Annotated in this window: 12 protein-coding genes and 1 tRNA gene; 4 read left to right on the forward strand and 9 right to left on the reverse strand. The window is 69.8% G+C overall.

Annotated elements, in window-relative coordinates:
• The first annotated feature begins 18 nt into the window (after positions 1-18).
• Positions 19-570, forward strand: a complete 552-nt coding sequence (gene epsC, locus ACSF8R_RS13400) for a serine O-acetyltransferase EpsC (protein WP_434812365.1) — start codon at positions 19-21, stop codon at positions 568-570.
• Here the strand turns inward: epsC and prfA are convergent, their stop codons facing one another.
• The 9 genes from prfA to ACSF8R_RS13445 form a co-directional block, all read right to left on the reverse strand.
• Positions 571-1,650, reverse strand: coding sequence for a peptide chain release factor 1 (prfA, locus tag ACSF8R_RS13405; protein ID WP_434812302.1), 1,080 nt, complete (start codon positions 1,648-1,650; stop codon positions 571-573). It abuts the gene before it with no gap.
• A 2-nt stretch (positions 1,651-1,652) separates the two neighbouring features.
• Positions 1,653-3,668, reverse strand: coding sequence for a transcription termination factor Rho (gene rho / locus ACSF8R_RS13410; RefSeq protein WP_434812303.1), 2,016 nt, complete (start codon positions 3,666-3,668; stop codon positions 1,653-1,655).
• A 154-nt stretch (positions 3,669-3,822) separates the two neighbouring features.
• Positions 3,823-4,773 (reverse strand): homoserine kinase, encoded by a 951-nt coding sequence (gene thrB, locus ACSF8R_RS13415; RefSeq protein WP_434812304.1) that lies wholly within the window; start codon positions 4,771-4,773, stop codon positions 3,823-3,825.
• Positions 4,774-4,775: 2 nt separating this feature from the next.
• Positions 4,776-5,852, reverse strand: a complete 1,077-nt coding sequence (gene thrC / locus ACSF8R_RS13420) for a threonine synthase (protein ID WP_434812305.1) — start codon at positions 5,850-5,852, stop codon at positions 4,776-4,778.
• 1 nt (position 5,853) lies between these two features.
• On the reverse strand, positions 5,854-7,206 hold the full coding sequence (locus ACSF8R_RS13425) for a homoserine dehydrogenase (protein ID WP_434812306.1): 1,353 nt from the start codon (positions 7,204-7,206) through the stop codon (positions 5,854-5,856).
• Entirely contained in the window at positions 7,203-8,615 is a 1,413-nt protein-coding gene (lysA, locus tag ACSF8R_RS13430; RefSeq protein WP_434812307.1) for a diaminopimelate decarboxylase, read from the reverse strand. The genes ACSF8R_RS13425 and lysA overlap by 4 nt, the downstream gene beginning before the upstream one ends.
• Before the next feature lie 195 nt (positions 8,616-8,810).
• Positions 8,811-9,647 carry an LmeA family phospholipid-binding protein gene (locus ACSF8R_RS13435; protein ID WP_434812308.1) on the reverse strand — a complete coding sequence of 279 codons (837 nt, stop codon included), beginning with the start codon at positions 9,645-9,647 and terminating at the stop codon, positions 8,811-8,813.
• Between the two features lies 1 nt (position 9,648).
• Entirely contained in the window at positions 9,649-11,316 is a 1,668-nt protein-coding gene (locus ACSF8R_RS13440; protein WP_434812309.1) for an arginine--tRNA ligase, read from the reverse strand.
• A 48-nt stretch (positions 11,317-11,364) separates the two neighbouring features.
• Complete coding sequence (locus tag ACSF8R_RS13445; protein WP_434812310.1) at positions 11,365-12,210, reverse strand: transglutaminase-like domain-containing protein; 846 nt, start codon at positions 12,208-12,210, stop codon at positions 11,365-11,367.
• Positions 12,211-12,322: 112 nt separating this feature from the next.
• On the opposite strand from ACSF8R_RS13445, the gene ACSF8R_RS13450 reads away from it, so the two are divergent.
• From ACSF8R_RS13450 to ACSF8R_RS13460, 3 genes are all read left to right on the forward strand, one after another.
• Positions 12,323-13,084 (forward strand): SGNH/GDSL hydrolase family protein, encoded by a 762-nt coding sequence (locus tag ACSF8R_RS13450; RefSeq protein WP_434812311.1) that lies wholly within the window; start codon positions 12,323-12,325, stop codon positions 13,082-13,084.
• A gap of 80 nt (positions 13,085-13,164) precedes the next feature.
• Positions 13,165-13,350, forward strand: coding sequence for a hypothetical protein (locus ACSF8R_RS13455; RefSeq protein ID WP_434812312.1), 186 nt, complete (start codon positions 13,165-13,167; stop codon positions 13,348-13,350).
• Positions 13,351-13,403: 53 nt separating this feature from the next.
• A tRNA-Arg gene (locus ACSF8R_RS13460) sits at positions 13,404-13,476 on the forward strand.
• Positions 13,477-13,535: the final 59 nt, after the last annotated feature.

Genomic DNA, 13,535 nt, shown 5'->3' on the forward strand with positions numbered 1-13,535 from the left:
CAGACGTTCACCGCACGCATCCGCGAAGACATCGCGGCAGCACGCCTGCGCGACCCCGCAGCGAGGGGTGACCTCGAGATCGCCCTGCTCTACCCGGGGCTGCACGCCATCTGGGCACACCGTGCGACGCATGCGCTGTGGCAGCGCGGCTGGCGGTTTCCCGCCCGGGCAATCAGTCAGGTGACCCGCTGGCTGACCGGCATCGAGATCCACCCCGGCGCGACGATCGGTCGCCGCTTCTTCATCGACCACGGCATGGGTGTGGTCGTCGGCGAGACCGCAGAGGTCGGTGACGACGTCATGCTGTACCACGGGGTCACCCTCGGCGGCCGCACCCGCGACGCCGGCAAGCGGCACCCCACCCTCGAAGACGGCGTGCTGGTCGGCGCGGGCGCCAAGATCCTCGGCCCCATCACGATCGGCGCCCGATCGGCGGTGGGCGCGAACGCCGTCGTCACGAAGGACTCCCCCGCAGACTCGGTGCTCATCGGCATCCCCGCCAAGGCGCGCCCCCGCCGCGCCGGTGAAGACACCCGCGCGATCCTGACGGCGCCCGAGTACTACATCTGATCAGTCGCTGCCGCCGAGCGCGGCCAGCCGCGCCTCTTCATCGGCACTGATCGCCGATTCGATGATCGGCTCGAGCGCCCCGTCCATCACCTGGTCGAGGTTGTACGCCTTGTAGCCGGTGCGGTGATCGGCGATGCGGTTCTCTGGGAAGTTGTACGTGCGGATGCGCTCGGAGCGGTCCATGCCGCGGATCTGCGAGCGACGCGCGTCGGATGCCGCGGCATCCAGTTCTTCCTGCTGCTTCGCGAGCAGGCGGGCGCGCAGCACACGCATGCCGGCCTCACGGTTCTGCAGCTGCGACTTCTCGTTCTGCATCGACACGACGATGCCCGTGGGCACATGCGTGATGCGCACCGCCGAGTCGGTCGTGTTCACCGACTGCCCACCGGGACCCGACGAACGGAAGACGTCGATCTTCAGATCGTTCGGGTCGATGTGGATCTCTTCAGGCTCATCAACCTCGGGAAAGACGAGCACGCCGGTCGTCGAGGTGTGGATGCGGCCCTGCGACTCGGTCGCCGGTACCCGCTGGACGCGGTGCACCCCACCCTCGTACTTCAGGTGCGCCCAGACGCCCTGCGCAGGATCTGTCGAGGCGCCCTTGATCGCGACCTGCACGTCCTTGTAGCCGCCCAGGTCGGATTCGTTGCGCTCGAGCAGCTCCGTCTTCCAGCCCTTCGAGGCCGCGTACTGCAGGTACATGCGCAGCAGGTCGGCCGCGAACAGCGCGGATTCGGCGCCGCCCTCCCCCGCCTTGATCTCCATGATCACGTCACGGGCGTCGTCGGGGTCCCGCGGGATGAGCAGGCGCCGCAGCTTCTCCTGCGCCGCATCCAGCCCGGCCTCGAGCACCGGCACCTCCTCGGCGAACGCGTCGTCCTCACGGGCGAGCTCACGCGCCGCCTCGAGGTCGTCACCCGCCGCGACCCACGCATCGTGGGCCGCGACGATCTTCGACAGCTCGGCGTAGCGCCGGTTGACGCGCTTGGCGCGGGCGGGATCGGCGTGCACCGCGGGGTCGAAAAGCTCCTCCTGCACCGCGCGGTGCTCGTCGATCAGCGCCTGGACCGACTCGAACACGATCAGCGGATGTTGTTCTCGTGCCCGTGGCTGTGTCCGCCGCCGTGCGAGTCGCGCGCGGGCGCCGGGATCGACTTCTGCATCTGCACGAGGAACTCGACGTTGGACTGGGTCTCCTTGAGCTTGCCCAGCACCACCTCGAGCGCCTGCTGCGGGTCGAGACCCGCGAGCGCACGACGCAGCTTCCACGTGATCTTGACCTCGTCGGACGAGAGCAGCATCTCTTCGCGACGCGTCGAGGACGCGTTCACGTCGACGGCCGGGAAGATGCGCTTGTCGGCGAGCTGACGGCTCAGGCGCAGCTCGCTGTTGCCGGTGCCCTTGAACTCCTCGAAGATGACCTCGTCCATCTTGGAACCGGTCTCCACGAGCGCGGTGGCCAGGATCGTGAGCGATCCGCCGTTCTCGATGTTGCGCGCGGCGCCGAAGAAGCGCTTGGGCGGGTACAGCGCCGACGCGTCGACGCCACCGGTGAGCACGCGGCCCGAGGTGGGCGCGGACACGTTGTAGGCGCGGCCGAGGCGGGTGATCGAGTCCAGCAGCACGACGACGTCGCGACCGAGCTCGACGAGGCGCTTGGCGCGCTCGATGGCGAGTTCAGCGACCGTCGTGTGGTCCTCAGCGGGACGGTCGAAGGTCGAGGCGACGACCTCGCCCTTGACGGTGCGCTGCATGTCGGTGACCTCTTCAGGGCGCTCGTCGACGAGCACGACCATGAGGTGGACCTCGGGGTTGTTCTGCGCGATCGCGTTCGCGATCTGCTGCAGCACGATCGTCTTGCCGGCCTTGGGCGGCGCGACGATGAGCCCGCGCTGGCCCTTGCCGATCGGGGCCACAAGGTCGATGATGCGCTGGGTCAGCTTCTCGGGCGCGGTCTCCAGGCGCAGGCGCTCCTGCGGGTAGAGCGGCGTGAGCTTGCTGAACTCGACGCGGTTGGCGGCATCGTCGACCGAGAGGCCGTTGACGGCGTCGACCTTGACGAGCGCGTTGTACTTCTGGCGGCTCGACTGCTCGCCCTCGCGCGGCTGCTTGATGGCGCCGACGACGGCGTCACCCTTGCGCAGGTTGTACTTCTTGACCTGGCCGAGGGAGACGTAGACGTCGCTCGGGCCGGGCAGGTAGCCAGTGGTACGCACGAACGCGTAGTTGTCGAGCACATCGAGCACGCCCGCGATCGGGATGAGGACGTCGTCCTCGCCGATCTCGGTCTCGAACTCGTCGTTCTGGCCCTGGCCGCGACGCTTGTTGCGCTGGCGGCCGCGGCCGGAGCCCTGCGACTGGTCGTCGTCGGCATCCGAACCACTGTTGTTGTTCTGCTGGCCGCCCTGCTGGTTGCCGCCCTGGTTCTGGCCGCCGTTCTGGGTGCCGTCACCGCCCTTGTTGCGGTTGCGGCTGCGGCTGCGCGAACGGCTGCGGCTGCGGCCGGAGCCCTCGCCGTCACCCTCACCCGCGTCGTTCTTGTCGGCGTCGGCCGTCTCGGCGCTCTTGTCGCCCTCGCCGGCCGACGGCGCGTCACCCTGGTCGTCGCCCTTCGCAGGCTCGGCCTGCTCGGCGGCTGCGTCGGCCGGAGCCGCCTCGGCTGCCGGTGCGTCGGATGCGGCGGCATCCGCGTCGACCGTCTTCTTGGCCCGGCCACGCCCCTTCTTGGCGGGCGCCTTCTCGGCGGGGGCCTCGGCCACCTCGTCGGCGGGCGCCTCGGCGGCGGGCGCGTCGGCGGGGGCTGCGTCGGCGGCGGGCGCGTCGGCGGGCTGCTCGGCGGGAGCCGGCGCGTCTTCGGCCGGAGCATCGGTGCTCTTGGCCCGGCGCGGTGCGCGCTTGCGCGGCGCCTTGGCGGGTGCGGCGTCTTCGGCCGGTGCCTCGGCGACGGGCGCGTCGGCGGCGGGCGCGTCGGCGGCGGGCGCATCAGCGGCGGGAGCCTGGTCGGTCGCGGCCGGGGCCTCGACGGCCGAAGCCTGCTGCTCGGCGCTCGCGTCGTCGCGGGCGGTGTCGTCGGTCTGGGTCTCGGAGATGGACTCCACGAGTACTCCTTCGTAAGAAACAGTGGAAACGTTCACAGCCGCACAGGCGCCGTCCACCCGGCGCCGCCCAGCCGCCGTCGGGCTCCCATGATGGAGCGCGGGTGCCGAAGCGGGGGTTATGCGGTGGTTCGCAGAATTGCGATGGAGGCCAGATTCACGTCGATGCCGTGGAACCCTCCGTATGGTCCCTCACTGTACCACCCTTGACGTCGACGGCGAGCATGAGGGCCTGCCACGGAGTGTCTGTCATCCGGCCCGCGATCTCGGCCGCGATCAGGCGCTGACCGGGGCCGTCTGCGAGCACGAGGACGCTCGGTCCCGCACCCGAAACGACCGCCGCGAGCCCTTCGGCACGCAGCGCTCGTACGAGCGCGTCGGTCGCCGGCATCGCGGCGGCGCGGTACGACTGGTGCAGCTTGTCCTCGGTCGCCGCGAGCAGCAGTTCGGGGCTCTGCGTGAGCGCTGCGATCAGCAGCGCCGACCGTGACACGTTGAAGACGGCATCCTCACGGGTCACCTGCAGCGGCGCAAGACCTCGGGCGACGCTCGTAGACATTTTGAAGTCGGGCACGAAGACGAGGGGCGCGACACCGCGGTGCACGATGAGCTTCTTGTGCTGCGGACCGTGCTCGTCCATCCACGCGATCGTGAGACCGCCGAACAGTGCGGGTGCGACGTTGTCGGGGTGCCCTTCGAGCTCGGTCGCCAACCGCAGCAGGGTGTCGTCGCCGAGGTCGACGTCGCCCGCGAGCAGGCCCTTGGCGGCGAGCAGGCCCGCCACGACGGCGGCACCGGAGGACCCCATGCCGCGCCCGTGTGGAATGACGTTGTGCGCGTCGAGGTGGATGCCGGGAAGCTCCCGCCCGAAGGCTTCGAACGCGTACGACATCGCGCGGACGACCAGGTGCGACGCGTCGGTGGGCACGTCGTCCGCACCTTCACCGGTGACCGTGATGCGAAGCCCTGGCTCGGGCAGCACCGTGACGGTCAGCTCGTCGTACACGCTGAGCGCGAGCCCGAGTGTGTCGAACCCGGGTCCGAGGTTGGCGCTCGTGGCCGGCACACGCACCGAGACGGTGCGCCCGGCCACAGCCCCCGCCGTCACCGTCAGCCCTGTGCCAGGTCGAGCACCGACGCGACCTCGCTCGTGGTCGCATCGACGACGGTCGGCTGCACGTCGCTGCCGTCGGCGTTGCGAAGGGCCCACTGCGGGTCCTTCAGGCCGTGACCGGTGACCGTCAGCACCACGGTCGAGCCCGCGGGGACGATACCGGCCTCAGCACGGTCGAGCAGGCCCGCCACGCTGATCGCCGACGCCGGCTCGACGAAGACGCCGACCGTGCTCGACAGCAGCTTCTGGGCGGCGAGGATGCGGTCGTCGTCGATGGCGCCGAACCAGCCGTCGGTGGCGTCGCGCGCCTCGAGTGCGAGCTCCCACGAGGCCGGGTTGCCGATGCGGATGGCGGAGGCCACCGTCTCGGGGTTCTTGACGACCTCGCCGCGCACGAGGGGCGCCGAGCCCTCGGCCTGGAAGCCGAACATGCGCGGCACCTTCGTCGACACGCCACGATCTGCCTCTTCGCGGTAGCCGCGGGAGTAGGCCGTGTAGTTGCCGGCGTTGCCGACCGGGATGAAGTGGAAGTCCGGCGCGTCGCCGAGCTGGCTGACGACCTCGTACGCCGCAGTCTTCTGGCCTTCGATGCGGTCGGGGTTGACTGAGTTGACCAGGTGTACCGGGTAGTTGTCGGCCAGTTCGCGGGCGATCTCGAGGCAGTCGTCGAAGTTGCCGCGGATCTGGATGAGCGTGCCGCCGTGCGCGACGGCCTGGCTGAGCTTGCCCATCGCGATCTTGCCCTCGGGCACGAGCACGGCGGCGGTGATGCCGGCGTGCGCCGCGTAGGCGGCGGCCGAGGCCGACGTGTTGCCCGTGGAGGCGCAGATGACGGCCTTCGCACCGTGCTCGACGGCGCGCGAGAGCGCGACGGTCATGCCACGGTCCTTGAAGGAGCCGGTCGGGTTCATGCCCTCGAACTTGACGAAGACGTTCGCGCCCGTGATCTGCGACAGCGACCTTGCGGGGATCAGCGGCGTGCCGCCCTCACCCAGCGTGACGACCGTGGAGGCGTCGGTGACGCCCAGTCGATCGGCGAATTCGCGGAGCACTCCGCGCCAGACGTGTGCCATGTCAGTCTCCTTCTACGCGCAGCACCGAGACGACACGGTCGACCACGCCGCTGGAGGCGAGGCGATCGACAGTGTCGGACAGGTCCTGTTCGACGGCTCGGTGGGTGCCGATGACGATGCGGGCACGCCCCGCATCGCCGTTGGGTTCGGCGACGATGGTCTGCTCGACCGTTGCGATCGAGACCCGGCCCTCGCTGAGGATGCCGGCGACGGTTGCCAGCACGCCGGGTCGGTCGTCGACCTCGAGCGTGATCTGGTAGCTGGTGGTGACCCGGCCGATCGGCACGACCGGCAGGTTGGCGCGCGTGGACTCTCCCACCCCGACACCGCCCGCAATGTGGCGGCGGGCAGCCGAGACGACATCGCCGAGCACCGCCGACGCGGTCTGCACGCCGCCGGCTCCGGCGCCGTAGAACATGAGGCTGCCGGCGGCTTCCGCCTCGACGAACACGGCGTTGTTGGCACCGTGGACGCTCGCCAGTGGGTGGTCGCGCGGCACGAGCGCCGGGTAGACGCGCACCGAGATGGCCTCGCCGTCGGCAGTTACTTCGGCGGCGGGCTCGGCCGGGTAGCGCGGGGCGCCCTCAAGGCGCTCGCAGACGGCGAGCAGCTTGATGACGAAGCCGGCGTGGCGCGCGGCATCCATCATCTGCTTGTCGATCTTCGTGATGCCTTCGCGGTGCACGGCATCGAGCGGCACAGCGGTGTGGAAGGCGAGCGATGCCAGGATCGCGGCCTTCTGCGCGGCGTCGTAGCCTTCGATGTCTGCGGTGGGGTCGGCTTCGGCGTAGCCGAGCGACTGCGCGTCGGCGAGGACGTCGGCGAACTCGGATCCCTCGCGGTCCATGCGGTCGAGGATGTAGTTCGTCGTGCCGTTGACGATGCCCATGATGCGCTTGACGCGGTCGCCTGCGAGCGAGTCGCGCAGCGGGCGGATGATCGGGATGGCGCCGGCCGCGGCCGCCTCGTAGTAGACGGAGGCACCCACTTGGTCGGCTGCGTCGAAGATCTCGGGACCGTGGGTGGCCAGCAGCGCCTTGTTGGCGGTGACCACGTCGGCGCCGGCGTTCAGTGCCTGCAGGATGTTGGTGCGAGCCGGCTCGATGCCGCCCATCAGCTCGATCACGATGTCGGAGCCGACCAGGAGGGCCTCGGGATCGGTCGTGAACAGTTCCTGCGGCAGGTCGGCGTCGCGCGGCGCGTCGAGGTTGCGGACGGCGATGCCGACGAGGTCGAGGGCGGCGCCGGCACGGTCGGCCAGCTCATCGGCGTGCTTGCGCAGCAGGTCGGCGACCTGGGAGCCGACGGCTCCCGCGCCGAGCAGCGCCACGCGCAGGCGGCGGTAGTCGGTCATAGTGTGTCCTCCGTGGTCGGGGCGTGGAGCCCCTCATCGCGGGCGAGCAGGTCGTCGATGGTCTCACCACGCACGATGACACGCGCGCGCCCGTCCCCGACGGCGACGACCGGCGGCCGGGGGACGAAGTTGTAGTTGCTCGAGAGCGAGAAGCAATACGCGCCGGTCGCGGGCACCGCGAGCAGATCACCGGGTGCGACATCGCCGGGAAGGTACTCTGCGTCGACCACGATGTCGCCGGATTCGCAGTGCTTGCCGACGACACGAGCCAGCGCGGGCTCCTCGTCGGATGTGCGAGAGGCGATGCGCGCCGAGTAGTGCGCGCCGTAGAGCGCAGGGCGGGCGTTGTCGCTCATACCGCCGTCGACGCTCACGTACAGGCGTTGCAGGTCATCGGTGGCCTGCACCGGCTTGACCGTGCCGACCTCGTACAGCGTGACACCCGCCTGGCCGACGATCGATCGGCCCGGCTCGAAGGCGACGTTCGGCATCGGGATGCCGCGCACCTCGCACTCGCGAGCGACCGCGTCGACGATGCCGTCGGCGAGCTGCTCGATCGGGGTCGGGTCATCGACCGAGGTGTAGGCGATGCCGAAGCCGCCGCCAAGGTTCAGGACGGGCACCGGCGCGTCTTCGCTGAGCTGCGCGTGCAGCTCGACGACGCGCGACGCGGACTCCTCGAAGCCCGCGGTGCCGAAGATCTGCGACCCGATATGGCAGTGCAGTCCGACGAACTGCAGCGACGGCAGCTCGCGGATGCGGGCGACGATGCCGGGGGCAGCATCGAGCGCGAATCCGAACTTCTGGTCTTCGTGGGCCGTTGCGAGAAAGTCGTGCGTCTCGGCGTGCACGCCGCTGTTGACGCGCACGAGCACCGGCTGCACGACGCCACGGCGGTCGGCGATCGTCGCAAGTCGCTCGACTTCGATGGGGCTGTCGACGACAACCGAGCTGATGCCCACGTCGACGGCGCGTTCGAGCTCGGCAACCGACTTGTTGTTGCCGTGCAGGCCGAGACGTGCGGCATCCACCCCGGTCGCGAGCGCGACGGCGAGCTCTCCCCCGGTGGCGACATCCACGGCCAGACCCTCGGCCGTGACCCACCGCAGCACCTCACTGGAAAGGAACGCCTTGCTGGCGTAGTAGACGCGGGCCCGCACGCCGTGACGGGCAGCCGCCGCGTCGAACGCTGCCTTCACCCGACGCGCGCGGGCACGCACGCCCGGCTCGTCGAAGACGTAGAGCGGAGTGCCGAAGGTGTCGCGCAGATCCGTCACCGGAACGCCGCCGATCGACAGCACACCGTGCTCGTCGCGAGTCGCGGACGCGGGCCACACCTGCTCGACGAGCGCGTTGGCGTCGCCCGGCGCGACGAGCCAGTCGGGCACGAGCGGGCGGGGGTCAGACAACGGGCATCACCGATTCGAACGAAGAAGGTGGGGTGTTGGGGGCGGGATGGACACGCCCCGACAGTCCCCACAGTCTAGGGCACCGCCGCACGGCAGCCTGTCGGTGTGACGTCCCCTCGGTGACAGGAGAAATCCCCGGGACAGGCCGAATTCGGCAACATCGTCCTGTCTCGGCGATTTCTCCTGCCTGCGAGATCAGGTGCAGGTGCCGGGCTGCTGCAGCGCTTCGTCGACGATGATCGCGCCGTCGATGTCGACGTCGGCGACGATGTGGTCGTTTTCGACCGTGACCGCTTCGAGCGTGAGCCCGGCGGGCAGGCGGTCGGCGAGGCAGATCGTCCACGAGCCGAGGATCGATTCTGCGACGGGACCGAACTGCTCGAGCAGGGCGCCCGCCGACAGCTCCGCGCCGGCGACGGTCAGAGTGTCGGGAGACAGGACGAGGTCACCCTGTTCCACCTCGGTCTCGAGCGTGACTCCGACCTCGATGGTCGTCAGGAACAGGTCGAGCTCGGCGAGCATGCCGACGCGGTCATCGTCGATCGTGACGGTTTCGACCGGGATGCCGTCGACCTGCGCGAGCAGGCTCCGCAACTGCGCCTGGTCGAGCGTCAGCCGCGCGTGCGCGGAATCGGCGGCGGCATCGCCGCGGATCGGCACGCCGCTGGCCACCACTTCGATCGCTCCGCTCAGCCCCTCGAACGACACGTCGTCTGATGCGACACGCACCTCGCCGAGCGTTCCCGTGATGAGCTGCGGCAGCACCATGCCGGGAATCTCCACGTCGAGTTGCTGATCGGCGGGCAGGTCGAGCTGGTCGATGATCATCGACCGCACCGTCGAGACGGTCGCGCTGCGCGCGACCTGCTCGGCGATCACGACGCCGACCGCGAGCAGGACGACGACGATGCCCAGCGCGACGAACCACGGCCAGCGCCGTCGTCGCGTGCGCTTCGGCTCGGCGGGCGCCGACAGCACCCACTGCGCGTCCTGGTGCGGGATCGGCGCGGTCGGCTGCGTGTCGCCGCTCATGTCACATGCGCTCCGGCGCGCTCACCCCCAGCAGATCCAGGCCGTTGCGCAGCACCTGACCGGTGGCGTCGTTGAGCCACAGGCGGGTGCGGTGCAGGTCGGTGACCTCCTCGTCGCCCAGCGGCGTGACCCGGCAGTTGTCATACCAACGGTGGTACAGCGCCGCGAGCTCTTCGAGGTAACGGGCCACGCGGTGCGGCTCGCGCACCTCGGCCGCGTAGGCGACAATGCGCGGGAACTCCTGCAATGCGCCGAGCAGCGCCGACTCGGTCTCGTGCTCGAGCAGTTCGGGCGCGAACGCATCGCGGGCGACACCGGAATCGGCGGCGTTGCGAGCGACGTTGTGCGTGCGGGCGTGCGCGTACTGCACGTAGAAGACGGGGTTGTCGTTCGTGCGCTTGCGCAGGATCTCGGGGTCGAGCGTCAGGGGCGAATCGGCCGGGTAGCGCTCGAGCGAGTACCGCAACGCATCCGTACCGAGCCAGTCACGCAGGTCGTCGAGCTCGATGATGTTGCCCGCACGCTTGGACAGTCGCGCCCCGTTGACCGAGACAAGCTGCCCGATGAGCACCTCGATGTCCTTCTCAGGGTCGTCACCGGCCGCGCCGGCGAGCGCCTTGAGCCGGTGCACGTAGCCGTGGTGGTCAGCACCGAGCAGGTAGATCTTGTGCGCGAAGCCGCGGTCGCCCTTGTTGAGGTAGTACGCGGCATCAGCGGCGAAGTAGGTGTACTCGCCGTTGGAGCGGCGGATGACACGATCCTTGTCGTCGCCGAAGTCGGTCGTGCGCACCCACACGGCGTCGTCCTGGTCGAACACATGCCCCTGCTCGCGAAGACGGTCGACCGCCTCGTCGACGAGGCTCGGCGCGCCGTCCTCGCCCTTCGCGTGCAGGACGCGCTCGCTGAAGAACACGTCGAAATGCACGTTGAACTGCTCCAGCGACGCCTGCAGGTCGCCGAGCTGGAACGCGTAGGCCGCGTCGCGGGCGAGGGTGAGCTGCTCGTCGGCCGGCAGACCCAGCAGCTCGGGCTCCTTCTCGAGCACACGGCGCGCGAGGTCGTCGATGTACGACCCCGGGTAGCCGTCCTCCGGCGTGGGCTCACCCTTGATCGCGGCGAGCACGGAGCGCCCGAAGCGCTCCATCTGCGCGCCCGCGTCGTTGATGTAGAACTCGCGCACGAGCGTCGCCCCGCTCGCGAGCAGCAGGCGGGCGATTGCGTCGCCGAGCGCCGCCCAGCGGGTGTGACCGATGTGCAGGGGGCCGGTCGGGTTCGCCGAGACGAACTCCAGATTGATCGTGTTGCCCCGCTGGCTGTCATTGGTGCCGAATGCGGCGCCGGCTTCGACGATGGTCTTCGCCAGCGCGCCGGCGGCCGCGGCATCCAAGCGGATGTTGATGAACCCGGGACCCGCCACCTCGACGGAGGCCACGCCGTCGACCGTCTCGAGCCCGGCAGCGATCTCTGCGGCGAACTCGCGCGGGCTCGCGCCGACCACCTTGCTGAGCTTCAGCGCGGCGTTGGAGGCCCAGTCGCCGTGATCGCGGTTCTTCGGGCGTTCCAGCGGCAGGTCGGCGGCCGTCAGTCCCTCACTCGAACCCGGGCGTCGCGCCTCGGCGAGCGGGGCGATGACGGCGAGGAGTGCTGCGGAGAGGGCATCAGGATTCATAGCCCGTCAATTCTACGGTCGCGGGCGAGCATGACCCTGCGCGGGCGGTCAGCCGATCTGCACCAGCAGTGCCGGATCGTCGGCGGCCGGATCAGACGCGCTCGACGCCTGCTCGAGCGCCTCGACGTCGGCAGCATCGTCCGGCAAGACGACGGCGTCCACGCGCATCCGACGCAGCGACAGGCCACCGCCGTAATAGGAGAGGAAGGCGCAGTCTGCGGCATCCCGCCCCGTCGCGATGCGCACCAGGCCGTTGCGGTTCGACAGCCGCGTCGCGTCGATGACGTACCACTGCCCGTCGAGGTACGCCTCGGCGACGGCATGGAAGTCCATGGGGCGAAGGCCGGGCGCGTAGCACGCGGCATAGCGGGCGGGCATGTCCATCGCGCGCAGCAGCGCGATCACGAGGTGCGCGTAGTCGCGGCACACCCCCTGGCCTGTCATCAGCGTCGTGACGGCCGAATCGGTGCCCTGGCTGAGTCCCGGACTGTACGTCGTGGATGCCGTCACGAACTCGCTCACGGCAGAGATGAGGTCGTGCCCCTGCAGGCCGCCGAATTGCCTGCGAGCCTGCGCGAACACCTCATCGGACTGGCAATAGCGACTCGGCCGCAGATAGCTGATGGCCTCGAGGTCGCTCGTCGCGCGCGCCGCCACCTGCCCCTCGACGGCGGCTTCGTAGCGCACCTGCAGCAAGCCCGCGTCGCCGAAGAAGCGGTGCAGACGACTGCCGGACTGGTCGATGATCTCAGTCGGCGTGTACACACGATCGCCCGTCGAGAACGTCAGCTGCTCGCGCACGATCGGCGCAGGCTGAGCCGCCGCGATCTGGAAGATCAGGTCGACGGACGACCCCAATTCCAGGTCGAGTTCAGCGGTCAGGATGCGTTGCACCGAAGTATCCTCGCATGCCGCGAGCCCGCTGCGGACACGCTCGTCCGAACCCTTCGACGTCGATCGGAAAGAATCATTTGGATGTGTGGCGATGGTGACATACCCTCATCGCATGCCCGCACCCGACCGCACCGTTTCACGCGTGCCGTCGTGGCTCAAGGCAGTGCTCGCTGTGGCCGCGATCGCAGTGATCGCCGTCTCGATCTGGCGCCCGTGGGCGACTCCGGCGGCCACCGTCGCGGCCGGGTCCGACGACGTCGCAGCAGCGGTCGAGATCGCGCCGCTCGACCTTCCGGACTCGCCCCGAGTGCTCATCTTCGGCGACTCGTGGACCTACGGGTCGGCCGCAGCGAGTCCCCGGCTCGGCTACGCCTACATCGTGTCGGAGGCAGCGGGCTGGGTCACGATCGTCGACGGCGTGCGCGGCAGCGGCTACCTCAAGCCCGGCATCGACGGCCCCGACTTCGGTACCCGCATGGCCGAGCTCGACCCGACGCTCGCGCCCGACCTCATCATCGTGCAGGGCTCTATCAACGACCGCAGGCTCCCGGCATCCGGCTACAAGGACGCCGTCACCGCGGCGTGGGACACCCTGGCCGCGACGTACTCGAACGCGCGCATTGTCATCCTCGGCCCCGCCCCGCAGGTGCTGCCCGTCGAGCGCGCCACGTCTCGCATCGACAGCGATCTGGCTGAACTCGCATCCGACCGGGGCTGGTTCTACATCTCTCCCCTCGGCGAGGGCTGGATCACCGAGGCCAACTACCTCGACGTCATCGACACCAGCAAGACCGGCGCCGACCACCCGTCGAGCGCGGGTCACCGCTACCTCGCGCAGCGGCTCGCCGAGGCGGTCGCGGAGCTCTCCGAGTAGTCGCGGATCATCCTCGCGGGGGATGCTCGTGCATCCACCGGCCGATGTGCGGGTCTTGCGCGGCTTCGTACCGTCGAGGTATGGCCACCGCGACCGTCCCGCTCCCCCGTTCTGACCGCCTCCCGCGCGAAGTATCCGCGCCGGTCGCGGCGCTGCTGGCCATCGCCGGGAACATCGTGCTGGTCGGTGTCGCCTTCGTCGCCCTCGCCGTCGTCCCGCTGGCCGCGGCGCTCGCCTTCGCCCCGGCGCTGCTCGCCCGCTTCTGACGGGCCCGCCGCGTCTGGGAGGCGGGCGCCGCGGTGATATCCTCGGTCGGTACGCCTCCGTAGCTCAGGGGATAGAGCGTTGGTTTCCGGTACCAAAGGTCGCAGGTTCGATTCCTGTCGGGGGCACGACACCGGTGAAGAGGGACCCGCATATACGCGGGTCCTCTTCTGTTTCCGGCGCACGA

This window comes from Microbacterium sp. bgisy189 (assembly GCF_965345345.1).
Lineage (GTDB): Bacteria > Actinomycetota > Actinomycetes > Actinomycetales > Microbacteriaceae > Microbacterium.